Annotated in this window: 14 protein-coding genes; 5 read left to right on the top strand and 9 right to left on the bottom strand. The window is 46.3% G+C overall.

Going from position 1 to position 25417, the window contains the following annotated elements; genetic code table 11:
- Window positions 1–348: 348 nt before the first annotated feature.
- Window positions 349–1308 carry a D-2-hydroxyacid dehydrogenase gene (locus EYB58_RS06365; protein WP_111954062.1) on the bottom strand — a complete coding sequence of 320 codons (960 nt, stop codon included), beginning with the start codon at window positions 1306–1308 and terminating at the stop codon, window positions 349–351.
- Window positions 1309–1778: 470 nt separating this feature from the next.
- Here EYB58_RS06365 and EYB58_RS06360 point away from each other — a divergent pair, with 470 nt between their 5' ends.
- Window positions 1779–3995, top strand: coding sequence for an NADP-dependent isocitrate dehydrogenase (locus EYB58_RS06360; protein ID WP_111954060.1), 2217 nt, complete (start codon window positions 1779–1781; stop codon window positions 3993–3995).
- 135 nt (window positions 3996–4130) lie between these two features.
- On the opposite strand, the gene EYB58_RS06355 is transcribed toward EYB58_RS06360, so the two are convergent.
- From EYB58_RS06355 to EYB58_RS06340, 4 genes are all read right to left on the bottom strand, one after another.
- Window positions 4131–5474, bottom strand: a complete 1344-nt coding sequence (locus tag EYB58_RS06355) for an HDOD domain-containing protein (protein WP_111954058.1) — start codon at window positions 5472–5474, stop codon at window positions 4131–4133.
- 10 nt (window positions 5475–5484) lie between these two features.
- Window positions 5485–8511 (bottom strand): PEP/pyruvate-binding domain-containing protein, encoded by a 3027-nt coding sequence (locus EYB58_RS06350; RefSeq protein WP_111954056.1) that lies wholly within the window; start codon window positions 8509–8511, stop codon window positions 5485–5487.
- A gap of 72 nt (window positions 8512–8583) precedes the next feature.
- Window positions 8584–9789 carry a THUMP domain-containing class I SAM-dependent RNA methyltransferase gene (locus EYB58_RS06345; RefSeq protein WP_111954054.1) on the bottom strand — a complete coding sequence of 402 codons (1206 nt, stop codon included), beginning with the start codon at window positions 9787–9789 and terminating at the stop codon, window positions 8584–8586.
- Between the two features lie 176 nt (window positions 9790–9965).
- Window positions 9966–10142: a helix-turn-helix domain-containing protein gene (locus EYB58_RS06340; RefSeq protein WP_207309136.1), complete on the bottom strand. Its 177-nt coding sequence runs from the start codon at window positions 10140–10142 to the stop codon at window positions 9966–9968.
- A 481-nt stretch (window positions 10143–10623) separates the two neighbouring features.
- On the opposite strand from EYB58_RS06340, the gene EYB58_RS06335 reads away from it, so the two are divergent.
- The 4 genes from EYB58_RS06335 (at window position 10624) to EYB58_RS06320 (ending at window position 22485) form a co-directional block, all read left to right on the top strand.
- Entirely contained in the window at window positions 10624–14091 is a 3468-nt protein-coding gene (locus EYB58_RS06335; protein ID WP_111954052.1) for a pyruvate carboxylase, read from the top strand.
- A 347-nt stretch (window positions 14092–14438) separates the two neighbouring features.
- Entirely contained in the window at window positions 14439–16226 is a 1788-nt protein-coding gene (locus tag EYB58_RS06330) for a methyl-accepting chemotaxis protein (RefSeq protein ID WP_111954050.1), read from the top strand.
- 55 nt (window positions 16227–16281) lie between these two features.
- Window positions 16282–21558 (top strand): PAS domain-containing protein, encoded by a 5277-nt coding sequence (locus EYB58_RS06325; RefSeq protein ID WP_111954048.1) that lies wholly within the window; start codon window positions 16282–16284, stop codon window positions 21556–21558.
- A gap of 99 nt (window positions 21559–21657) precedes the next feature.
- A complete protein-coding gene (locus tag EYB58_RS06320; RefSeq protein WP_111954046.1) occupies window positions 21658–22485 on the top strand; it encodes a response regulator in 828 nt (275 codons plus the stop codon).
- 107 nt (window positions 22486–22592) lie between these two features.
- Here EYB58_RS06320 and EYB58_RS06315 read toward each other — a convergent pair whose 3' ends face one another.
- Genes EYB58_RS06315 through EYB58_RS06300 form a run of 4 tightly spaced genes read right to left on the bottom strand, consistent with a single transcriptional unit; the run spans window position 22593 to window position 25331 of the window.
- On the bottom strand, window positions 22593–23132 hold the full coding sequence (locus tag EYB58_RS06315) for a 2-oxoacid:acceptor oxidoreductase family protein (RefSeq protein WP_111954044.1): 540 nt from the start codon (window positions 23130–23132) through the stop codon (window positions 22593–22595).
- Window positions 23133–23137: 5 nt separating this feature from the next.
- Window positions 23138–23959 carry a 2-oxoacid:ferredoxin oxidoreductase subunit beta gene (locus EYB58_RS06310; protein WP_111954042.1) on the bottom strand — a complete coding sequence of 274 codons (822 nt, stop codon included), beginning with the start codon at window positions 23957–23959 and terminating at the stop codon, window positions 23138–23140.
- Window position 23960: 1 nt separating this feature from the next.
- Window positions 23961–25112 (bottom strand): 2-oxoacid:acceptor oxidoreductase subunit alpha, encoded by a 1152-nt coding sequence (locus EYB58_RS06305; RefSeq protein WP_111954040.1) that lies wholly within the window; start codon window positions 25110–25112, stop codon window positions 23961–23963.
- A gap of 3 nt (window positions 25113–25115) precedes the next feature.
- Window positions 25116–25331: a 4Fe-4S dicluster domain-containing protein gene (locus tag EYB58_RS06300; RefSeq protein ID WP_111954038.1), complete on the bottom strand. Its 216-nt coding sequence runs from the start codon at window positions 25329–25331 to the stop codon at window positions 25116–25118.
- Between the last annotated feature and the right edge of the window lie 86 nt (window positions 25332–25417).

The following is a 25417-nucleotide window of genomic DNA, read 5'->3' as shown; positions in this document are numbered from 1 at the left end:
TAATTATTCAGCAAAAAATGCATGTGATGTCGTAAAGAACCCAGAGGAAGGTCGATAAGGACCGCAGATTAACTAGCTTGAACGAAATAGCTTGCCTTTTGGCCCATCTACTTCGTTGCATCAAAGGTCCAATAGGCGAAAAGCCGGGGGCAAAAAGGGGGGAATGCGGGTATATGTTAAAATCTCGAGGGAGACCAAGTTCAATAAAAATAAATGCTACAAATTTTGTGCCGAATTTTATTCGTAATCAAAGCGCGGTCCAGAAAACATATTTAAATATGTTTTTCCTGGGTCGCGCTTCGAATATTATCGAGATTTAAAAACGGTGAAGGAAACGATGAATACCTTTTATTTTCTGGGAACTAAATTTTGAGGTTTTCCTGCCAGATAGCTTTTTATATTTTCAACGGCTATGGACATCAGTCTTTCCCTTGATGCAAGCGTTGCCCAGGCAAAATGGGGCGTAATGTAACAGTTTTTAGCCGTTAGCAACGGGCAGGACTTCTCCGGGGGTTCTTTCTCAAGAACATCCATTGCAGCCCCGGCAATACGACCTTCATTTAAAAAGGAAGCCAAGTCGTTTTCCACAATCAGCGGTCCCCGGGAGGTGTTGACCAAATAGGCTGTTTTTTTCATTTGAGCCAGGGTATCCTTATTAATCATTCCTTTTGTCTGGGGCGTCAACGGACAATGCAGGGATATGATATCGCTGGATTTGATCAGATTATCCAGATCCGAATAGGTGATTCCCTCGGGAAGATCAGGGGGAACAGAACGGTTGTAGATCAGAATATTCATCCCGAAAGCCAATCCGAGTCGCGCTACCGCTTTGCCGATACCGCCATAACCGACAATACCTAGGGTAATGCCTTCCAATTCCACCAAAGGATAATCCCAATAGCAGAAATCCTTTGATTCCGACCATTTCCCGTCTGTCACCGTTTGACTGTGGTGTCCAACTCTGTTTGTCAATTCCAGAATCAGTGCAAAAACCATTTGCGCTGACGAAGAACCGGAATAGCCCGGAACGTTGGTCACCGTAATCCCCGCTTTTTTTGTATATTCAAGGTCGACGACATTCACCCCTGTTGCTAAAACCCCGATATACTCAACCTTGTTCATTGCCGCAATATCTTCGGCCGTCAGCACGGTTTTATTTATCAACACAATATTAGCATCAGCCGTTCGTTTTTGGATGTCTTCCGGGTTTGTTCTGTCGTAAACTTGTAAATCACCAAATTCCGAAAATTTTTCCCAGCTAAGATCCCCCGGATTTAGCGTATATCCATCAAGAACAACTATTTTCATTTTTTCACCTTCCTTTCTTAATTATGTCCAAGCAAGTAGGAGATGGGCATCATAAAAAATTTAAATTAACGATATTGGGGTGTCATATATATTACCCGGAAACAAACTAAAGACCGGGTTTAAATCAACACCGATAGGGTACTACAGTTTCCTTAACACGCTAACTTTGTGTTGTATACAAAATTTTGAAGTAATTTCTATAACAGTCTTGATTTGCACCTTGTTGAATGCTATTAAAGTTTTTGTTTGTTTTTTTTAAAGAACAATTATTTAAAAATAAATTGATTCAGACCATTGAAACCTTAATATTGTTTGTTATGTTAAGGGGACATTGCTCATGGCCAGTGAATTCGCCGTTTGTGTTTGCAAGATGGTAGGCCTTAAGTTCAAAATGGATTATTTGACCGGGCTTTTATCTTAACATAATAGTGTTAGATGTCTTAAACCTAAACTTCAACAGAGGAATAAACATGACTGAAACAATTAGATGGACAAGAACTGATGAAGCACCCTTACTAGCAACTCATTCTTTGCTTCCCATTATTAAATCGTATCTTAAAGGATCCGATATTGAAATCGAACTAAGAGATATCTCTCTTGCGGGCAGAATCGCAGCTAATTGGTCTGACCGCTTGAAAGATGATCAAAAGCAGTCCGATGATCTGGCATTTTTAGGCGAGCTTACCATGGTCCCGGACGCTAATATTATCAAACTTCCAAATATCAGTGCTTCCGTTCCTCAATTGAAAGGTGCCATTAAAGAATTACAGGAAAAGGGATATGATGTTCCCAGTTATCCCGATGAACCCAAAAATGACGAAGAAGTTGCCATCAAAGAGCAATATGCAAAGAATCTGGGATCTGCAGCTAACCCTGTCTTAAGGGAAGGAAACTCAGATCGTAGAGCAGCTGTTGCGGTTAAAGAGTTTGCTAAGAGAAATCCCCACAGTATGGGTGCCTGGTCTACTGACTCCAAAACCGACGTTGCTTCAATGACCGAAGGTGATTATTACGGAACTGAGGTTGCAACAACTGTTGAAAAAGCATGTGACGTTAATATCGAACTGGTTGGTAAAGACGGATCAACAACCGTGCTCAAAGAAAAGCTTGCACTGGAACCTGCTGAAGTTATTTCTGCTTGCGTGATGAGCAAAAAGGCGCTGCGTGCATTTGTTGCTAAAGCGATTCAAGAAGCTAAAGATCGGGGTGTTCTATTTTCAGCCCATCTTAAAGCGACAATGATGAAAGTTTCCGATCCGATTTTTTTTGGTCATATTGTTTATGTTTTTTTCCAGGAAGTTTTTGAAAAACATGCAGATACGTTCAAAGAAATTGGTGTGAATCCGAACATGGGTCTTGGCGATCTTTACGCCAGACTGGAGACCTTACCCGCAGATAAAAAAGCTGAAATTGAAGCAGATATCAAGGCCTGTAGTGCAAAAAGACCGCCGCTGGCAATGGTAAATTCCGATAAAGGCATCACCAACCTGCACGTGTCAAGTGACGTGATCATCGACGCTTCCATGCCTGCAATGATCCGTAATTCCGGAAAAATGTGGGGACCGGATGGAAAGGCTGCTGATACCCTCGCCCTAATTCCTGACAGAGCCTATGCCGGTGTTTTCCAGGCAGCTATTGACGACTGCAGGAAAAACGGCGCTTTCGACCCTAAAACCATGGGAACCGTGCAAAATGTTGGTTTGATGGCAAAAAAGGCCGAAGAATACGGATCACATGACAAAACATTTGAAGTCTCCACTGCCGGAACCGTTAAAGTTGTGGATACTGCCGGCAATGTTCTGCTTGAACGCCCTGTTGAAGAAGGCGATGTTTTCAGAATGTGTCAGGTAAAAGATGCTCCCATTCAGGACTGGATCAAACTGGCTGTTAATCGTGGCCGGCTGACGGGTTTTCCGGTTGTTTTCTGGCTGGATAAACAAAGAGCTCACGATACTGAACTGATTAAAAAAGTTAATAAATATCTGCCGGATCATGATACATCCGGTTTAGAAATTAAGATTATGGACCCAACTGACGCGTGTGCCTATTCTTGCGGTCGTGTAAGAAAGTCACAAGATACCATTGGTGCTACTGGTAATGTTTTAAGAGATTATCTGACAGACTTGTTCCCCATTCTTGAGCTTGGCACCAGTGCTAAAATGCTTTCCATCGTTCCTTTGATGGCAGGTGGCGGACTTTTTGAAACCGGCGCCGGTGGATCTGCCCCAAAACACATCCAACAATTTCTGGAAGAAGGGCATTTAAGATGGGATTCTTTGGGTGAATTCCTGGCATTTGCCGAATCTCTGGACTATATTGGAAACAAAGGCAACGCCACAGCCAAAGTATATGCCAAAGCTTTGGGCGAAGCCAATGCCAAGTTTCTGGTGGAAAGAAAGTCTCCCTCTCGTAAAGTAAATGAAATTGACAACAGAGGCAGCCATTTCTATCTGGCAATGTACTGGGCAGAAGCACTTGCCGCCCAGGATGAAGATGCAGCCTTGAAAGCAAGATTTGCAAAAGTAGCTGCCGCCATGAAAGAAAACGAGAAAAAAATCAATGATGAGCTTTTGGCTGCACAGGGAAGCCCTGTTGATATCGGTGGTTACTATGTAATCGATTTCGACAAGACAACTGCTGCAATGAGACCCAGTGCAACACTGAACCAGATTGTTGACAACGCTTAAGTATAGCGCTTAAGTCAATCAACTGACGTTATTAAGCCCAGCCACCGAAATTGTTTTGGTGGCTGGGCTTCTCTTTTTAATGGAGAACTTATTTAAGGAATAAGGCCTACAATGTCTGATGCCCCGGTTCGGGAATCAGAATGCACGGGAGGTCTCCTTGATCATGGGATGGATTTGCTCAATGATTGAAAAAACTTTTTCGGGATCCAGCCCCAGAATTTTTAGTGCAGACAGACCGGACAAGTCCTTTATGACTTGATCGTGGTCCAGTTCAAATTCATCGTTGGTTTCCAGGGCAAGATCGCCTTCTTCAAATTCAGGGGTATTATTTTCATTCTTATTATAAAAAAAGAGGAACCCCAGTTCCCTGGCCAGGGAATCAGCAAGGCTGACCACAAGCAATTCTTTCTCCGTATTCTCTTCAAACTGGTCCCAGTGGTGAAATTCGGCAATTTTTATAATCTGTTTGGAAAAGTGCATTTTTTTAAGCAGAACCCCGCCAAAGGTGGTGTGGATTTCGTGAATCGCACGTTGCAGATCCTCATTAGTGATACAAACATCCGGATACATGTCCCCAAAGACCTTCATCAAAAGCATTTTTCCGATATCATGGACCAGACCCATCAGGTAAATGGTTTCCAGGTTATCAATCCCTTTTTCTTCGGCCAGGCGTCTTGCCAGGGTGGCTACGGCAAAGGAGTGAATCCAGAGTTTGTCCATTTCTGTTTTAAGCGCTTGATCGTCTGAATCAAAAAGGTTTCTTGTTGCAAGGGCCGAACATACGGTCAGGGTGTGTTTGAGGCCAAGCCTCACCAGCGCGCCATTAAGGCTGTTTACATCATCCAGGCCTTTGTAAAGTGAGGAGTTGGCAATAGTAATAAGTTTGCTTGAGATTACCAGATCCTTTTCCACAATTTTTGCCAGATCATCAACAGAGGGGTCTTTGCCGGCCAGCAGCTCCTCAATCTCCTTGACAATACTCGGGAACACCGGCAGTATAATTTTTCCCGAATAAAACCGCTTGATGATCTCTCCTACACCGGCACTGTGGGACATGCTTTCTTCATTGTTTTTTTCTGCGGTGGCAGGCTCAAAGCCCATTTGGGACAAACTTTGGATCAACTGGACCTGGCTCACCGGTTTTGTAAGGTACCCGTTGCAGCCGCGTCTGATGCAGGCATTGATTGTGCCCAAATTCATTCGGGCGGTTATCATTATAATTTTTACCCGATCTTTTTTGGGGATTTTGTTTTGATCCTCTTTTTTCCGGATGAGTTCAAGAAGTTCCTGACCGCCCATGCCGGGCATGGATACATCAAGGGTGATGACATTAAAGGGTTGGTTTTCCGCTTTTGCTTTGTCAAGTTCTGCCAGGGCCTCTTTGGCGTTGGTCACGGCCACGCAGGTACCCATATGCGTCATTTTTGAAAGCAGAATATTTCTGGAGATATTTTCGTCATCCACGATGAGAATTTTCATGTACTCGTCCTTATGGTGAGTCTATTACTGGAATATCATCCATGATATCGATTCCGGATTCGTCAAGGCTCTGCATTATTACGGCTTGGGAGGTTGTTCCGTCTACGAGGATTCTTACGGGCTCGTCAAACCGGATGTGTTTTAAGTGCCGGGTGGTCGTGGCAGGTTCCAGGCTATGGAAAAAATTATAATCAATAAAATCGTTAGCGTTGTCCTGTACGGTTATATAAGGAATGCCCAGGGAGGTGATGTTCTGAAAAAAATGGGATCCCTGTGAAAAATCCGCCTTGATGCTTTCAATTGTAGTCTCCACCATGCCCCCTACGTTGGAAATATTGTTCCACACCACGGGAATGCCCAACCACGGGTCTGAAGACCCCCAACGCCCCGGTCCGATGAGTATGTATTTTGTGCCGGTATCGTTGAACATTGCATTAATTTTGTTAATTTCCCCTGCCACTAAAGCCATTTCATTCGGTTCAAAGGTTTTGGGATCCACATACACGATATCCCGGATATCCTTGTATTCACCATTGCCAAGGGAATTGGTGGAATAGCAGAATGCGTTTTTAAGATCCTTTTGTGTAATTGTTACCTCGATGTTTTGTTTATATTGGCCCATGGGCCGGATCTGCAGCAGGGAGAAGCGCGGCCTTGACCGGATACCTTCAACAGGCAGGTCCACGGCAAATTCCACTTCAACGGATGTGCCCATCCAACGAGCCCCTAAAGCTGTGGCTTCGGCCAGGATATCTGCCAGTGGAAAGCCGTTGTATTTCAGGATGTTGGCAAAGGTGAGCACAGGAAAATCCTTGTCAATAAACCGGTCCCGGATACGGTCATCCTGTAAATTATAGGAGGAGCAAAGCATCTGGACGGCTGGATGGTCCTTGGCATCAGCAATGTTCAGTCGGGTCACACAGGGATCTTCATCAACGCCCAAAAATGTTTCAAGGTTCGGTAATCCGTCCATTTTCAGGGCGTAAAAATATTTCTGTGCGTTTTCCATAATATCATCAATCATGGAAAACTGGGGTAAAAATTGTGGATACTTCGGGCAGAACCGAAGGGTTTTCCCGCCGTCCACGACAATTTTTCCCAGCCCCAGTGCAATGTAGGAAATGCCCTCTTCCGCTTTAAGATGGGCAATGGGATAAAAATTATAGGACTTGGCCACTCCTGAGATAGAAGGGTAAAAATAGTTTTTGTACCGGGTACCGGTGATCTCCTGGAGCACCACGGCCATCTCTTCGTCCTGGGTTCTGTGCATGGTGGACCGGGCATAGGATCTCGGGGCTTTCAGATAGGTTGAGGCATATACCAGCTTTACGGCCGTACTCAGGTGCTCCAAGCGTTTTTCAATGCTTGTGTCGGTATTGGGCAGCATATAAGTTTTATAAAGCCCCGCAAAGGGCTGGTAATGGGAGTCCTCAAACAGGGACGAAGATCTGACGGCAATGGGGTAATGTACATTTTGAATATACGCCCTTAAATTCATTTTCAGCCGGCGGGGCAATTCCGCTTTAAGAAAACGCTCTACCACCTGGATGTCATCCGGCACAGTGTCCTGTTCTAAAAGCTGGAACAGCTTGTTTTCCTCCACAAAAATGTTGAATTCGTCCGTGGCAATGACAAAGGTCTGGGGGATGGTTATATCAATATCCGGGAACTTTTGGCCCAAAGCAGGGTCTATGCCTAGTTGATAGGACATGAACGCAAGTCCCCTTGCCTTGCCGCCCAGGGACCCGGTTCCGATTTTCATGAAATCCGTGTCCGAGTCAAATTTTTCCGGGTCAAATTCAATGACAAGCCCCTGGCGGGAGTCTCTGCGCCGGGAGCGGATGCGTTCAATGAGAAACCGCCTGATTGCTGATGCGTCGGAGAAATCATCAATGATATATGGCTTGAGGCTTAGGGCAAAATCGACTTCGTTGCGGACAAGCAGCCATCGAGAAAAATCATTGCGCCTGGCATGGTGGAGTAAGGATGCGTCGGGGATATCCGGCAGCAGCTTTTCAACCTCCCTTAAATTGGAGGCCCGGGCGATTTCACTGCTGTCCGGCATGCGGAACACAAAAGCCCCGAATCCCAGATGTGTGACAAAAAAGCTTTTGATTTGGTCATGGAGGTTGTTTGACTTTTTATTGATAAACTGGGCATCTATGGCTTTTGCAATCTCTCTATTTTTTTCCTCAGTACTTAGAATCAGGACGGGCAGGTCCGGGAGTTCTGATTTGATTCGGGTTAAAATTTTGCAGCCGGCATGGGGATCTTCCTGTCCGTTAATGGCGTAGCGCATATCCGTGAAAATGCTGAGTACATAGGGCCTGTAATGCTCAAACAGTGCCATGGCCTGGTCATAGTTGTGGGCCAGCAGAATTTTAGGTCGGCTCTTCTTTTTTAAAATTCTTTGCTCTTCATTAATGGAATCATCCATGACCAACTGGGTCTGGATGACGATGTGTTTGTACAAGACCGGCAGCAAAGAAGAGTAATGATACGGGGAATCCTCTACCATTATAATAACCCGGGTCTTTGCATTTTTCGTATCAAAGGCCACATTTTTTTCATCTTCAAAGTTTTTTATAATGGCCAGCAGCAGGTAGGTATCTCCGCTCCAGATATAGGCCCGGTCAACAATGGCTTCGTGGTTTTCATTCTCATACTGATTAATATCGCAGGTGTCGTGGAACATCGGATAAAAGGGGATCTGTGGATATTGCTCTTTCACCTGTCTGCCAAAGGCGTAGACATCCATCCCCGTCAGTCCGGGCATGGCAAGGATCAGGTCGAAATGTTTGCGTTCAAGTTGTTCAAAGGCTTCCGTGACTGAGAACGCAAGGGTCAGTTTCGGGGGGTTGGACAGATTCAGCCCCTTATATTCATTGATAATACGGTCTGAAAGTCGGCCCTCTTCTTCCATAATAAAAGCATCATAGGGGCTGGATACCAGAAGAATATTCGCCACCCTATAGGCCATGATCTCATGATAAATTTTTATGAAAGGTTCATCAGCGCCTGTTTTGTCTGTTTTCATGATTTTTCCCCGGAAGACGGGTTTAATCCATGCCCATGCGTTTTTCCACTTTCCTAATTTGCATTTTTAAAATCAGTATAACTGGTATTTTACAAGCTTTCCATCCAACCCACCGATTTCCAGGTTTTTTTTCCATGAGGGAGCCAAGGGCACATGTTTGATAAATCCCGGATCGCCGAAATATACATAGGCCGTAGAGCTTTTGCACTGTTCCTTTAAAAATCGACCAAGGTTGTTGTAAAATAATTTCATGTTCTGGTCCTTGCCCATGCGGATGCCGTAAGGGGGATTGGTGACAATGACCGCGTTTTCCACCGGGTCAAGCTGTCTGAAATCTAATAGATCCACGTCAATTTCTCCGCCATGGTGGAGCCCCATCAGGTTAGTTCGTGTTGCCTCAACAGCAGATTCGTCTATATCGCTTCCCCGGATAAGCCCCCTGGGTAATGGCCGGATGGCTTCGTCTGCCGCCGTTTTCACCGCTTTCCATTCCTGGGCATTAAAATCGGGCAGACGCTCAAATCCAAACTGTTCACGAAAAACCTGGGCCGGAATCCGGCTGTAATGCATCAGGGCTTCGCACAGCAGGGTCCCGGATCCGCACATGGGATCCAGCAACGGTTGTTCTCCATGCCATCCGCTCAGGGCAATAATGGCTGCGGCCACGGTTTCCTGCATGGGGGCCGAAACCCTGGCTTCCCTGTATCCGCGCTTGTGCAAAGGCCCTGAACCTGCGTCAATGGAAATGGTGGCCCGGTCTTTATGTACGTGAACATTGATCATGATCCAGGGTGCCAGGGTATTTACTGAAGGCCGGCGGTTGGTCCTGTCCCTGAAATAATCGGCAATGGCGTCCTTGACCCTCAATCCTGCAAAATTAGAATGGTTAATCTGTGATTCAGACACGTTGGACGCGATGGAAAAGGTTTTTTTGGGGGTTAAAAATTCTTCCCATCGGATTGTTTTGGCACCCTTGTACAATTCATCCTTGTCCTTGCATTCAAACTCGACCAGGGGCACAAGCACCCGTGACACCAGGCGGGAAAGATAAACTATTTTATAAAATGTGGATTTATCCGCTTCAAACCAGATGCCCCGGAACACGCGCTGGGTATTTTTCCCACCAAGATCCTGGATCTCTTTTAATGCCAGAGTCTTGACGCTTTCAGCCACCTGGGCAAAATAGCGGGATTCCCGCTCGTAAATATATTTAAGCTTGGCCAGTTTTCGAGTTCTGCCCTGTCCCTTCTGGAGAATAGCTTTTTTGGGTATGTTCAACTTGGGTTCCTATGCCTCCTGGTAAATTTTAATTCGACAGGCTGTTACGGCATACCAATTTTCCCAATGAACTTGGAAAAATTATTTATTCCATAAAAACATGTCGCAATTTTATATCAGATTTTTATATGAAAGTCCCAATAAGTTGTTAAGTTCTTTTCATGGGTTATTGTGGGTTAAGCCGAGCTGTTGAGAGATCGGATCAGCCCATGGCCGTCTTTTTGCCAGAGCCGGGGGCCGATACTTCTGTGGGTCAGGGCCGGTTGGGTCAGGCAAAGGGCTTGGGCTGCCGCTGTCAAAGTTTTCTTTTGGTCAATTTCGTTTAATATGGACAGATAAATCCGGTCAATCATAAATTTTCCACAAGTAAAGGTCGCTTAAATAAATAACCATAAATTAGGTCTCTGATTAAGTGGCTGGGTCAATAGAAAACGCTTACCTGGAAAACAGAGGTTGAATCGAAATGAGAATAAAATAACCATCGCGTTCTTCCCAATCGTCTTAAATGAATGATTCACCGAGCCTTTATTGACAGGTCCTCAAGCCTCGACGCAAAAAAAATAAATTGATAAGTGTTTCCTAAAATATAGATTGACAAGCGTTTCCTATTTTATTAGATTTTTTAATCTTTTTTATGGAATTTTAACCTTTTTCATAGAAAAAGATAATTAGGGACGGTTCTCCAAACCATTGATTGATTTAAAATACGCCATAACTGACGTAGTAAGGTAGTGGAAGGAACTCTTACCGATTTTGTTTGGGAATTGAAGAATCTGTTGCCGATGCTGCAAACAGATTGAAGGAGCATTATCATCTAAAACAAGGATATGTAAAATGGATGTTATGGGAAAAAAAATCAAGCGTCTCTTGATTGCCAACCGTAGTGAGATAGCGATCCGTGTAACACGTGCTGCACATGAGCTTGGGATAGACACGATTGGCATCTACGCCCAGGAGGACAGGTTTGCACTTCATCGGTTTAAGACCGGGGAAAGTTATTTAATCGGGGAAGGAAAAGGCCCCATTGAAGCCTATCTGGATATTGAAGGCATTGTTCAACTTGCAAAAGAAAAAAATGTAGATGCCATCCACCCCGGATACGGATTTCTTGCAGAAAAGCCGGAGTTTGCTGAGGCGTGTGCCGAAGCCGGTATTATATTTGTCGGGCCCTCCCCGGATGTCATGCGCAAACTTGGAAACAAGGTGTCTGCCCGCAAGGTGGCTATAGAGGCGGGAGCTCCTGTTGTTCCGGCCAGCGGTCCACTACCTTATGATGATGAAAAGATCATTGAGATCGCAGAAGAGATCGGCTATCCGATTATGTTGAAAGCCAGCTGGGGCGGTGGTGGCAGAGGCATGCGGGCCGTGGAAAGCAGCGATGAGGTTTTAATCCAGGTTGATTCCGCTCGTAAGGAATCCAGCGCAGCTTTCGGCAGTGATGAAGTTTATTTTGAAAAACTTGTCAGAAAGGCCAGACATCTTGAGGTTCAGGTGCTTGGGGATTCCCATGGCAATCTCATTCATCTGTTCGAACGTGACTGTTCTGTTCAAAGAAGAAATCAAAAGGTTGTTGAAAGGGCACCGGCTAGCTTTCTTTCCGATGAAAAACGCCAGGAGTTGTGCAATGCAGGTCTGGCCATTGCCAAAACCGTAGCATATGAAAGTGCCGGAACCGTTGAGTTCTTAATGGATATGGACACTGAAAAGTTCTACTTCATGGAAGTCAACCCAAGAATCCAGGTAGAGCATACGGTAACAGAGGAAGTCACCGGGGTTGACATTGTCAAGGCACAATTAAAAATTGCCCAGGGCATGCTGATTGGGGATCCTGGAAGCCTTATCCCCACCCAGGAGAATGTCCGACTCAAAGGCCATGCCATCCAATGCCGTATCACCACGGAAGATCCGGAAAACAACTTTATCCCCGATTATGGAAGAATTACAGCCTATCGGGCAGCAGCCGGATTCGGCATTCGTCTGGATGCCGGAACCGCTTATTCCGGGGCCATCGTTACCCGCCATTTTGATTCCCTGTTGACAAAAGTAACCGCGTGGGGCGGAAATGAAGAAGAAGCACGTTTGAAAATGCATCGTGCCTTAACGGAATTTAGAATCTTAGGCGTTGCCACAAACCTGCAGTTTCTGGAAAGCCTGATTCGCCATCCAACCTTTGTAAATGCCGAATATACCACTAAGTTTATCGATGAGACAAAAGAGCTTTTCACTTTTAGCAAGAGACGCGACCGGGCAACCCGGCTTCTTTCATTCCTTGGTGATGTAATTATCAACGGGAATGAAGACGTTAAAAACAGACCCGTTCCGGCAGCACATGTGCACCAACCTTCCATACCTAAATTTACTGCCCAGCAGGCCCAGCCGGGACTCAAACAATTGCTGGACAAAGAAGGTCCCCAGGCCGTTGCAGATTGGATGAAAGCCCAGGACAAACTGCTGATCACGGATAAGACCATGCGTGATGCCCATCAATCCCTTCTTGCGACCCGGGTGAGAAGTTTTGATCTTCTGAACATTGCACCAGCCTATGCCGCTCTGTTGCCTGACCTGTTTTCAGTAGAGTGCTGGGGTGGGGCAACCTTTGATGTGGCCATGCGGTTCTCCAAAGAGTGCCCCTGGGAAAGGCTTCAAGGGCTGCGTGAACGTATGCCCAATCTTTTGACGCAGATGTTGCTCAGAGCGTCCAACGGGGTTGGATATACCAATTATCCGGACAATGTTATTACCTACTTTGTTAAACAGGCGGCTGAAAACGGTATGGATCTTTTTCGTGTTTTTGATTCCCTTAACTGGGTTGAAAACATGCGACTGGCCATGGATGCGGTGTTGGAAAACAATAAAATCTGTGAAGCGTCCATCTGTTATACCGGTGATATTCTTGACCCCAACAGAACCAAGTATAGCCTGAAATACTATGTTGATATGGCAAAAGAGCTGGAAAAAGCCGGTGCCCATATCCTGGCGATTAAGGATATGGCAGGATTGTTAAAGCCGGCTGCCGCAAAAGTGCTCGTCGAAGCCTTGAAGAATGAAGTGGGTCTGCCCATTCACCTTCACAGCCACGATACCAGCGGCATTGCTGCGGCGACACTGCTTGCAGCAGCAGATGCAGGTGTTGATGCCGTTGATTGTGCCGTTGATTCCATGAGCGGGTTGACCTCACATCCCAATTTAGGTTCCATTGCCGCCGCGCTTAAAAATACGCCGCGGGATACCGGCCTGAATCCGGAGTCTCTGGCTTTGGTTTCCAACTACTGGGAAAAAGTAAGGCAGATGTACATTGGTTTTGAAAGTGAATTTCACAGCGGAACTTCTGAGGTGTATCTGCATGAAATGCCGGGTGGGCAATATACCAATCTGCGCCAGCAGGCCAGAGCTCTGGGCATTGAAGAGAGATGGCCTGAAGTGGCAAAGGTGTATAGAGATGTAAATGACATGTTTGGCGATATTGTAAAAGTGACGCCAAGTTCCAAAGTGGTTGGAGACATGGCTTTGTCCATGATTACCAGCGGTATCACCAAAGAAGATGTTCTGAATCCGGAAAAAGAAATCTCTTTTCCTGAATCCGTTGTTACCTTTTTTAAAGGCATGATGGGGCAGCCTCCCGGAGGATTTCCAAAGGCGTTGCAGAAAAAGATATTGAAAGGCGAAGAACCCATTACGGTTCGTCCGGGACAACTGCTTGAGCCTGTTGACATGGACCAGGAGCGTGCCCAAGCCGAAAAGCTGGTAGAGAGAAAAATTTCCGACTGCGAACTTGCTTCCTATTTTATGTACCCGGACGTATTTGTTGATTACATGAAACATCGTAGGACCTATGGAAATGTAAGTGTTCTGCCAACCTTAAATTTTTTCTATGGAATGAAACGGGAAGAGGAGCTATTCGTTGATATCGCATCCGGAAAAACCCTTATTATTCGTTTCATGGCCAAGGGAAAGGCTGATGAAGAAGGAAATAGAGAGGTCTATTTTGAACTTAACGGCCAATCCCGGATTGTTAAAGTGCCTGATCGCTCCAAAGTACCGGAAAGAGCACCACGCGAAAAAGCCAACCCGGCAAATCTGGGTGACGTTGGATCACCCATGCCGGGTCTGATCTCTGCCGTTTGCGTTTCAGAAGGTCAGGAAATCGAACGTGGTGATGTTCTGGTAACCATCGAAGCAATGAAAATGCAGACCAATGTCGTTTCCGATGTCCCCGGTGTTGTGGAACGAATCGCCACATCCGTGGGAACACAGGTTGAGGCAAAGGATCTGCTGGTTGTTATTAAGCAGGCAGACGAGTAAGTTAGTTTTTTTGTTATAGCATAAACAAGGCCGATCTTATCCAGCGGGTGGATCGGCCTTTTTCTATGGGCTGTCGACTATCAGCTCATAACTAACTCATAGCCCGTCCGAAGGGTAACCCCCATTTTTATATCTCGGCGCTTACTACGCCTCTTTTGAATCCCTTCTGCATAGCAGTTTATAAATTCGTCCCGGGGGCAATTGAGAATTTTTGTTTCGTAAATTTCGTATTGAGCTGACGTTATAAATTTGCTAAATTTAAAAAATTACATGAAAATCATATCTTCCCAACTCTGGGACGATACGTAATTATCATTTACGTTATTTCTTTAAAATTCGGGGGAAAAATGAAAAAGATTTTGGACCTGCCAATTTTTATTAAATTTATGGCTGTGGGTATTGGTACAACAATTCTTTTAGTCGGTGTCCTGCTCTTTTTTTATGTTCGCTCCGGTAAAGTTGAGACCATTAATTCGTATGCAGAAAAAGCAAGGGCCATTTGTCTGATCAGTGAATCCGTGCGCCAGGAAATGGAGGAGAAATGGAATTTAGGTCTTTTTCCTTTAGAAGATATTCTTTCCTACGCCCGTTCAGGCCAGACAGATAAACTTTTGGCAACTGTGCCTGTGGTTTCCGCCTGGAAAGCGGCCATGCGCAAGGCAGAACAGGGCGGTTATACCTTCCGGGTCCCGAAGTTCAGTCCCCGAAATCCCCAAAACGAACCTGATTTTGGCCAATCGTATAAAATCGAAGGGCCGGCCCTTGAAAAGATGAAAAAAGAGCAGTTGGATGAATATTATGTGGTGGATACACATACCAATTCCGTCCGGTATTTTTTGCCGATCCGTCTGTCTGAGACCTGCCTGGTATGCCACGGGGATCCAAAGCAGTCTAAAACCCTTTGGGGGCGTAACGATGGAAAAGATCCCACAGGCGGCCCCATTGAAAACTGGAAAGCCGGGGAAATCCATGGCGCCTTTGAAGTCATTCAGTCTCTGGATGAGGCAGATGCACAACTTCGATATAGGGTTTTGAAAGCTGCTGCACTTATCGTTGCCGGTACTCTTTTGGCCGCTGTGATGTTTTTCCTGGTGTCCCGGTCCATCACCGGTCGATTAAAACAGGGGGTGGATTTTGCAAATGTCATGGCCAACGGGGACTTGAGCCGTGACATCGATATTGAGTGCGAGGATGAGACAGGGAAATTAGCCAGGGCCATGAATACCATGATCAGGAACCTGCGGGGAATGATCGCGGACATCAGTCAAGGGGTGGAAACGCTGGCCGGTTCCTCGGAACAGTTGAATGATGCATCCCAAAGCATGTCTGTTGATTCATCGGACGCCTCCGAACTGGCTGTATCCGTGGCCGCAGCCGCCGAACAAATGAGTGCAAGCATGGCCAGTGTCAGGGCTTCCATCGAGGAAACCGCCGGCAATGTTAATTCTGTTTCAGCCGCAGCCGAGGAGATGACGGCCACCATCAATGAAATAGTAACAAATACGGAACAGTCCAGGCAAGTGACCGAGACCGCCGTATCCCAGGCGGGGCAGGTGTCTGAAAATGTGGCGCAACTGGGATCGGCTGCCCTCGAAATCGGGAAAGTTACTGAAACCATCACTGATATCTCCGAGCAAACCAATCTTTTAGCCTTAAATGCCACCATTGAAGCGGCCCGGGCCGGGGAAGCGGGTAAGGGATTTGCCGTGGTGGCCAATGAAATTAAAGTGCTGGCCAATCAGACGGCAGAGGCGACCACTGAGATTCGGATGAAAATTGAGCGGATGCAGGGCTCCACCCAGAAGACCACACAAGGTATTGAAGAGATTATCCGTGTAATTAATGCGGTTAATGAGAGCGTAGCCGCCATTGTGGAAGCTGTGGAACAGCAATCCCAGGCCACGGCAGAGATTGCCCAGAATGTCTCCCAGGCCTCCTTTAGTATTTCCGAGGTGACTGAAAATGTCGGACAGTGTGCCACGGCTGCGGATGAGGTGGCTGAGAATATATCTCGCGTCAGTCTTGCTTCAAGTGAAATTTCAAACCGCAGCATCAATGTTAAATTTACGGCCGAGGAGTTGTCAGGATTGGCGGCCAGACTTAATGAATTAATGGCTAAATTCAAATTGTCCTAGGCTTTTGGGAAAACCGGTAATGACATTTAAATCAGTTTTTTGCATAAGATATCGCATGCAACTCCGTTTGGCTCACTTTTTTTACGGATTTTTGATTGCCGGTTGTGTTTTGTTTTCAACCATTTCAGCCGTTTTTATCGGGGTTGCCACAGCCTCTGATATGGGCACAGGGTTGCCCCCCGCCGCAAAACGGATATTAATACTGCATTCTTACCACAAAGGCTTTTCCTGGACCGACAATATCGAAACAGGTATTAGAACGGCACTGGAAGGCGCTCCCGTTGAAATTTTCAGCGAGTATCTGGACAGCAAGCGACAGCCGCTGGAAGCGGCAGGCTCTTACATCCTTGAATATCTGAACTGGAAATACAAAATCCTTCCCATTGATTTGCTGATTCTGTCCGATAACAATGCCGTCACTTTTCTTCATCGTTACAAGAAGAGTCTGTTTCCTGGCGTTCCGATCGTTTTCTGCGGCATCAACAACTTCCAGTCAACGCTCCTTGACGAATTTGAAAACCGTATCACCGGGGTGGTGGAAAAAACCGATCCTGTCCGGACCCTCCAATTGATTCGCCTGCTTCAACCAAAAGCGGAAACGCTTTACCTTATTATCGGTACGACCCCCACCGGCGCAGCCGTTGGAAAAGAGGTGGAAACAGCTTTTATGGCTAAAAATTTTGGATTTAGGCTGGTTTGGCTTCGCGGTCTGTCCACGGTTGAACTGCAGCAAAATCTGTCAGCGGTTTCTCCTGACGATGCTGTTTTTCTGGTACTTTTCAACCGGGATAAAGATGGTGTGTACTACAGCCATGAGGCAGCGGCAGAGCTGGTCGACCGCGCCACGCTTGCTCCGGTATACGGTATGTGGGATTTTTACCTGGACCACGGTATTGTCGGCGGCATGCTGGCCAGTTCCCGGGACCAGGGACAAACAGCCGGAGAACTTGCCCGTCATATACTGCAGAAAAAAATTATTCCCCCTGTGATCACAGACAGTCCCAATTCCCCGATCTTTTTGTGGGACAAGCTTCGTTCCCATGGTTTAAATCCGGATCTGTTGCCACAGGAGGCGGAAATTCGCAATCGGCCGGATTCAAAAATATGGCCTGCTGCCATTGCTGGCGGGCTGGGTATGCTGCTTTTGGCATTGGCTGGGTACAGCCTGATCAGGCTGTTTTCAAAGACAGATATCTCTGTCTCCCGGTCTATGCCTGAGGTCTTTCGCAGCAATTTGCGCCAGGCGCTTATTCTTCTGAGCGTTGTTTTGATTACAGGGCTGGCTGTTCAAGCCTGGTTTACTGCTAAAAATGAGGTGGCGCAGATACGTGATATCATTTTTAATGAAAGAAAAGATCTGATCCGAACCATGGTCAATCGGGCCATGGATTATATCAACTATGAGCGTCACCGTCTGGGCCAAAAAGGTGCCTCAATCGAAGATATTAAAAAACAAATAATTAAAGGTCTGAAATCCTACGTTTATTCCCATGGAGAAGGGTACCTTTTTGTTGTCACTGATAAGGGGATTTTACTGCTTAACCGGGTCCAGCCGGAACTGGTCGGTAACGACCTCCGGGACACCACTGATCCCAACGGTATAAAAATCACGCAGACCTTGATTGACGCAGCCGGTAAAGCCGATGGCGGATTTATTCAATATAAATGGAACAAGCCCAGTCTTGGGCGTGTGGTGCCGAAAATTTCGTTTGTACGGAAAATCAATGATTGGGGCTGGGTGATTGGCAGCGGGCTGTACCTGGATGATGTTGAAAAAAACATTCAGTCCTTTGGAAGACAGCTGCGCAACAAATTTATTGTGGAACTTTTAATCATTTTCAGCCTGACATTAAGCGTGATTTTCTTTTTAAGGATGGCCTCTCGCCGTTTAACGGCAAGCGTTGATAAAGAGCTTTCTATGCTCCAGGACGCTATTGCAGACAATGATGTCAACGCGGCTGATTATACCTTTCATGAATTTCAAGCCATCGCAGCAATGGCGGATGACAGTTTTAAAGAACTGACCCGAACCCAGGCATCCCTGATGGAAGCAGAATCCCGGCAGCGGGAAATTCTTGAACACCTGGATGCCGGCGTGGTCATCATCAGCCAAGCGGATTATGTGATCCGTTACGTTAATCCGACAGCCGCAAAACTCATCGGTACAGATCGGGATAGTATCGTCGGCCATGAATGGACGCAATATATCTGCCCCACAGAAAAAGGAGCCTGCACGATTAAAGCCTTTGGCCAGGCGATGGACAACAGCCGGCGGATGCTTTTCAATACAGCCGGCGATGAAATTCCGATTATTAAAACCGCTCGACCTTTTACTTACAACGGGCAACCGGCTTTCTTGGAAACCTTTGTGGATATCACAGAGCAGCAGAAAGCTGAAGATGCTCTTCGACAGGAGCGGGATCTTTTTGCGGCAGGACCGGTGATCACCATTTCCTGGTCCCCTGAAAGTAACTGGCCCGTGACTTTTGTATCTAAAAATGTCGCCCAGATCCTGGGGTACACGCCGGAGCAGATGATGGACTGCTCTTTTAGATACTTGGAACTGATACACCCTGATGACCTGAAGCAGGCGGGTACTGAAATCGCCGGATATATTAAAGACGGCACGTTGCATTTTGAGCAGACCTACAGGCTACGTACCCAGAACGGCGACTATCGGTGGTTTTATGATTTTACCCGTCTACTGCGTGACGATACCGGAACTGTTGTTCAAGTCCATGGCTATATGTTCGACCAGACCGATTATGTAAATGCACAGATGCAGATTTCCAAAGAGCGTGAACGCCTGGCCAACGTTATTCGGGGAACGGGTGTCGGAACCTGGGAATGGAATGTTCAGACCGGAGAAACAGTATTTAACGAACGATGGGCCCGGATCTGCGGTTACAGCCTTGGGGAGCTGTCGCCTGTTTCCATTGACACCTGGGTTCATCTGGTGCACCCGGATGATTTAAAAAAGACAGAAATTTTTTTAAATCGGCATTTCTCAGGGGAACTAGAATTTTTAGATGCTGAATGCAGAATGAAGCACAAGAACGGACACTGGATCTGGGTGCAGGATAAAGGCCGGGTGATCTCCAGAACCCATGATGGTAAGCCGTTGATGATGTTTGGTACCCATGCCGATATCACAGAGCGCAAACAGGCTCAGGAGAAGCTGCAGCACTCTTTAATGGAAACCGAGCAGGCCAACAGGGCGCTTAAAAAAGCCAGAAACAAATTAATGACCGTTAATGAAGATCTGAAAAACCAGACAGAACTGGCAACACAGATGGCGACCAAGGCAGAGAAGGCAACCCGGGCAAAAAGCGAGTTTCTGGCTAATATGAGCCATGAAATCCGGACGCCTATGAACGGTATCATCGGTATGACAGGTCTGCTGCTGGATACGAATCTGTCGGATGAACAACATCTTTTCACCAGCAATGTGAAGGCCAGTGCGGATGCTCTTTTAACCTTGATCAACGATATCCTTGATTTTTCAAAAATTGAGGCAGGCAAAGTGGATATGGAAGTTCTGGATTTTGAATTGCCTGCCTTTCTGGATGATTTTGCCCAGATGATGGCTCTCAAAGCCGATGAAAAAGGTCTGGAGTTGATATGTGGGGTTTCGCCCGATGTACCGGAACTGCTTCAGGGAGATCCGGGGCGCCTTCGTCAAATTTTGACCAATTTGACCGATAATGCCATTAAGTTTACCAATGCCGGTGAGGTGGTGATACAGGCGTACATCAAGCATGAAACCAAAGAAGAGGCCCTCATTTACTTTTCCGTAAAAGATACCGGTGTGGGTATAGCTGCGGACAAGCAGGATCGTTTGTTTGAACAGTTTATCCAGGTGGATGCTTCCATTACACGTAAATACGGCGGCACAGGACTGGGACTTGCCATATCCAAAGAATTGGCCCAATTGATGGGCGGAGATATCGGCGTTATTTCACCGGTTCCCGAATTCAGCAAATCGGAAAGCCTCTCATTGGGCGGCCCGCACTCCGGCAGCCTGTTCTGGTTTACGGCCCAATTTAAAAAGCAGCCCGTATCTGAAATCGGCCATCGTAAAAAAAACATGCCGGATCGACTGAAAAATGTCCGTATTTTAATTGTTGATGATAACCGAAGTAACCGGGAAATATTAATGAGACAATTGGCATGTATGGGGGCAGACGTGTCTGAAGCGGCAGATGGTAAAACCGCCTTGGAAAAAATACGGCGTACAGCCCGGGAACGTATGTTTTATGACCTTGCAATACTGGATATGCAGATGCCCGGCATGACCGGGAACGCGCTTGGCAAGGCCATTAAAAATGAGCCGTTTGGGGCAGTCATTAAACTGGTGATGATGTTATCCATAGGCCGGCATGCTGATGATCTGCGTCATTTCGACTCTGGTGTTTTTTCAGCATATCTCACTAAACCGGTGCGTTACTCGGAACTTGGAGATACCCTGGCAACCGTTCTTTCAGGTGAACCGAGCGTCAAAGAAGAACATGGCCGGATCCGGGATTTAGTTGGTGAAATTAAGCAGCCCCATGTGAGAATTCTTCTGGCAGAAGACAACATTACAAACCAGATCGTCGCAAAGGGCATTCTGAAAAAGTTCGGTTATTATGTGGATGCCGTGGCAAACGGTCTTGAGGCGGTTCGCTCCCTTGAAAAAATTCCATATGACCTGGTGTTGATGGATTTGCAGATGCCCGAACTGGACGGACTTGAGGCCACCCGGATGATCCGCAATAAGGCATCCAAAGTCATTCACCCGGATATCCCGGTGATCGCCATGACGGCCAATGCCATGGCCGGTGACCGGGAAAAATGCCTGAATGCAGGCATGAATGATTATATCAGCAAACCGGTCGATCCGATTCTCCTGGCTGAAAAGATTGAAAAGTGGCTCAATCGAATCCAGTCCCTTAACCAGGAACGGTCCAACGTGGATCAGGAAAAAAAGGAGGAACATGAGCCGGGTTCTTTCGATCCGGAGGTGTTGATGGCCAACCTTATGGAAGACAGACAGCTCATCGCATCGACAATCCGTATCTTCCTTGATGACATGCCGGGACAACTCGATATTCTTACAGAACTGATCAAACAGGGCCAGGCGCAAAAAGGTGGTGCCCAGGCCCATAAAATAAAGGGAGCCTCCGGTTATGTGGCGGCAGGTGATTTTCAAAAAATCGCTTTGAAAATGGAACAGGCGGGCAAAGCCGGTGATATAGGGGGTCTTGAGCAGCTTTTGCCGGAAATAGGTGAGCAGTATACCAGACTTAAGAGCGATCTTGAAGATTATTTTGCGGTCCTTACGGCGGGCTGAGTTGGTATATCGACTCCCAGACTCAATCCACAAGAAAAGTTGAAAAATCTGTGTAGATTAGACAGACTTTCTTATAAAATTGAATCATCAGGCAGAACTATGAATGATAAAAAAGTGTTTCCCGGTGGGTATTATATTTTACTGGCTGAAGATGACAAAATGAATCAGGTGGTTGTCACAGGGCTGATTAAAATGTTAAATTTAGGCCAGGTTGAAATTGTAGAAAACGGCAAAGAGGCGGTAAAGATGTTTTGCTCCCATCGTTTTGACCTTATTTTAATGGATGGGGATATGCCGGAAATGAACGGCATTGATGCCGCCCTTGCAATCAGAGCCATTGAAAAGGATAAGGATCTGTCACGAACACCGATCATTGCCCTAACGGCCCATACCACACAGGAGGACAATACTCTTTTTTTAAATAGCGGTATGGATGAATTTTTGACAAAACCCCTTAGTCCAGAAGCGTTAAACAAAACAGTTCAAAAAGTTATCCGAAAGAGATGTTCTGATGTAATATCCGGTGGGAAAGCTGATGCAAAATCTGAAGCCAGCTGGGATTTAGAAGACGCCATAGACGTTCAGGAACTAAAACGGATTATGACAGGCAAAAAATCTCTTCTATACAAATGCCTGCAGGCCTTCGAATCCACCTATTCACCTCTTATAGCAAAGATAACTACTTGTATTGAAAAAAATGAGTATGATGAATTAGAAAATGATGCACATCATTTGAAGGGTATGCTGAAATATTTGGCAGCGCATAAGGCCGTTACGCTAACAGAGCAACTCGAATCAGAGAGCGGTGCCGGGAATGCTACAAGCGCCGATTTCATTGTTCAGGTTCAGGCATTAAACGATGAGTGTATTAAGATCATAGACAGAATTAAGCAAGTATTGGAGGGTGATTTTTTTCCGGGCGCCTAACATACCGTGGCATAAAAAAAGGCCGATCTCACCTATTAAGTGGATCGGCCTTTTCTCTAATCTCTAATAGAGTTTGCTTAACTTCGGTTTAATATATCGACCTAATTTTAAGCAGCAGCTTTTCCCAGAGCTATGCCAACTTCAAGAGCCTTCTTGTTCAAGTCAAAGAAAGCTGGGGGCATGGCAACTTCGATAACACTTATAGCTGATTCGGGTTTACAAATGCCTGTCAGACCGATCAGAGCCCCAACTACACAGACACTGTAAACAATCGGTTTTCCGATTTCTTTAACAACTGTGTCATACATGGGCAACTCTACGATTTTGGCATCCATATTCGTAGGTGTAATATACTTCGGGTCGACGATCATGAGGCCGCCTGGTTTAATCACGGAGGCATATTTATCATAGCCTTCCTGCATCAGGGCGACAAAAATGTCAGCCTTTTCAACCTTGGGGTAATAAAGATTGCCTTCTGAAATTAAAATGTCAGCACGGGTAGCGCCGCCACGGGCAGCAGCTCCATAGCTCTGGGACTGAATTGCATTCTTGCCCTCAAAGATTGTAGCTGCTCTGGCAAGGATAATGGCCGTAGTGATGACCCCTTGTCCGCCAGAAGCTGTAAAAACAATTCCTGTTGATTCCATTATGCCTATCCTTTCTTCATTACCTTGTCAATGACGTTTGCTTGGTAAACTTCACAGTATTCGGGTACTTGTTCATCAACAAAAATGCCGCGTTGAATCAGATCCGGATTCTCTTCCAGTTTTTTGGAGCCCATGGGTACGGTATTGTCCTTATACCATTCCATCATCTGGGGTGCCTCACCTGTTTTGTTTTTTCTTCCGAACTGGGTGGGGCACTGGGACAGAATTTCAACCACTGAAAAACCTTTGTGTTCAATGGCTTTTTTGATTGTATTCTGGGCTTCTTTGGCATGGTAAACGGTAGTTCTTGCCACAAAAGTGGCACCTGCGCCTTTGACCAGTTCCATCAGATCAAAGGCACGATCGGGAACACCATAGGGGGCTGTACTTGCTTTTACGCCCGGACCGGACATGGGTGAATACTGTCCGCCGGTCATGCCGTAGATCCGGTTGTTCATGACGATGGCCGTAATATCGATATTTCTTCTGCAGGCATGGATCAAGTGGTTGCCGCCGATGGCTGTGGAGTCGCCGTCGCCAAAGGGGACAATAACTTTCAGGTTGGGGTTGGCAAGCTTAACGCCTGTGGCAGTGGGAAGGGCTCTGCCGTGCATGGTATGCGCCGTGTTGAAATCCAGATACCCGGATATTCTCGAAGAACACCCGATACCTGAGATCACGGAAACATCGTCGTTGTCTAATCCCAGATCACCGATCGCCCTGAGCAGTGCGCCCATGACAGTGCCGTGTCCACATCCCGGACACCACATCTGGGGGAAAAATTGAGTCCGCAAATATTTCTTAATATCAATTTGTGTATCGCTCATGCTATACCCCCTTTCCTGTGATCATTTTCAATGCAGCTTTAATGTCACCCGGCTTGATGATTTGGTTGTCAACCCGGTTAGAAAAGAAAACCTTTTCAGGTTGAGTCACAACACGTCTTACTTCGTTTACAATCTGGCCCATATTCATTTCAGCCACAATCACAGCCTTGGTATTAGCACATTTTTCCCTGACAATGTCATCTGCAAAGGGCCATACGGTCTGAAGTTCTAAAACGCCGACCTTGACGCCTAACTGATTCCGATAGTCTTCGGCAGCCTGGATGGCGGATCTGGTTGTCGTGCCATAGGCAACGATGACATAGTCGGCATCATCCATGTAGTATTCTTTGTACCTGGCAAGCTCGTTGGCTTTATTGTCTATTTTTTCTACCAGATGGTGGATCAGGGCGTTGACATTTTCAGGACTGACGTCGGGAAATCCCAAAAGGTTATGATGAAGGCCGGTCACGTGGAAACGATGGCCTGCACCAAAATCGGACATGGGACGCTGGCCGTTTTCATCGGTACGATAGGGATAGTATTGTTCACCTACGGGAATCTTGGTTCTGATTCTATCGATAACTTCGATCTCGCCGGGTTCGGGAATGATCACTTTTTCTCTCAAGTGCTGGGTGGCCTCATCAAACATAAGAATAACAGGCGTTCTGTATTGTTCAGCGAGATTAAACGCTTCAACCGTAATTTTAAATATATCCTGGAGGTTGGAAGCTGTCATGGCAATAATGCTATGGTCGCCATGGGATCCCCATCTGGCCTGCATCGTGTCACCCTGGGCTACATGGGTGGGGTTACCTGTGGATGGCCCGCCTCTCTGGATATTTGCGATTACACAGGGGGTTTCGGTCATACAGGCGTATCCGATACCTTCCTGCTTCAAGGAGAAACCCGGGCCGGAGGTTGCTGTCATAACCTTTTTTCCGGCAAGGGCTGCGCCGATGACACAGGCCATGGAGGCGATTTCGTCTTCCATCTGGATAAACTTGCCGCCTCTTTTGGGAAGCTCAGCAGCCAAACCTTCTGCAACTTCCGAGGACGGAGTGATTGGATAACCTGCAAAAAAGTCACACCCAGCATAAAGGGCGCCTTCAATGCAAGCATCGCTTCCTGGAATAAATTGGATATTCTTAGTCATTATTTATTCCCCTTCTTTTTCAATTTGAATTTCAATTGCCAGATCAGGGCACCGAATTTCGCAAAGCTTGCATGCAATGCAGTCTTCGGGGCGGGCTGCCACAGCTTTTTCATCGCTGTCCAGTTCCAGAACCTGTTTGGGGCAGAAGTGAACGCAAATACCGCACCCCTTGCACCAGTCTCTGTTAATAACGTGTGTGACGGATTTTCCTTTTGCCATAATTTCCTCATCCTCGGTTTATAACCGGATTAAAATTGGGCATGTAGTTAATATATATAGTCGTGCTTGTCAAACTTCTCCATTGT

This window comes from Desulfobacter hydrogenophilus (assembly GCF_004319545.1).
In the GTDB taxonomy this organism is placed as follows: domain Bacteria; phylum Desulfobacterota; class Desulfobacteria; order Desulfobacterales; family Desulfobacteraceae; genus Desulfobacter; species Desulfobacter hydrogenophilus.
The sequence above is the reverse complement of the archived record's forward strand: the minus strand, read 5'-3'. Positions and strand labels throughout refer to the sequence as shown.

Bases quoted from the DNA above. Each gene is read 5' to 3' on its own strand.
- EYB58_RS06330 (WP_111954050.1), top strand. From the start codon at position 14,439: ATGAAAAAGATTTTGGACCTGCCAATTTTTATTAAATTTATGGCTGTG.
- EYB58_RS06320 (WP_111954046.1), top strand. From the start codon at position 21,658: ATGAATGATAAAAAAGTGTTTCCCGGTGGGTATTATATTTTACTGGCT.
- EYB58_RS06365 (WP_111954062.1), bottom strand. From the start codon at position 1,308: ATGAAAATAGTTGTTCTTGATGGATATACGCTAAATCCGGGGGATCTT.
- EYB58_RS06325 (WP_111954048.1), top strand. From the start codon at position 16,282: ATGCAACTCCGTTTGGCTCACTTTTTTTACGGATTTTTGATTGCCGGT.
- EYB58_RS06335 (WP_111954052.1), top strand. From the start codon at position 10,624: ATGGATGTTATGGGAAAAAAAATCAAGCGTCTCTTGATTGCCAACCGT.
- EYB58_RS06305 (WP_111954040.1), bottom strand. From the start codon at position 25,112: ATGACTAAGAATATCCAATTTATTCCAGGAAGCGATGCTTGCATTGAA.
- EYB58_RS06360 (WP_111954060.1), top strand. From the start codon at position 1,779: ATGACTGAAACAATTAGATGGACAAGAACTGATGAAGCACCCTTACTA.
- EYB58_RS06350 (WP_111954056.1), bottom strand. From the start codon at position 8,511: ATGAAAACAGACAAAACAGGCGCTGATGAACCTTTCATAAAAATTTAT.
- EYB58_RS06300 (WP_111954038.1), bottom strand. From the start codon at position 25,331: ATGGCAAAAGGAAAATCCGTCACACACGTTATTAACAGAGACTGGTGC.
- EYB58_RS06355 (WP_111954058.1), bottom strand. From the start codon at position 5,474: ATGAAAATTCTCATCGTGGATGACGAAAATATCTCCAGAAATATTCTG.
- EYB58_RS06315 (WP_111954044.1), bottom strand. From the start codon at position 23,132: ATGGAATCAACAGGAATTGTTTTTACAGCTTCTGGCGGACAAGGGGTC.
- EYB58_RS06340 (WP_207309136.1), bottom strand. From the start codon at position 10,142: ATGATTGACCGGATTTATCTGTCCATATTAAACGAAATTGACCAAAAG.
- EYB58_RS06310 (WP_111954042.1), bottom strand. From the start codon at position 23,959: ATGAGCGATACACAAATTGATATTAAGAAATATTTGCGGACTCAATTT.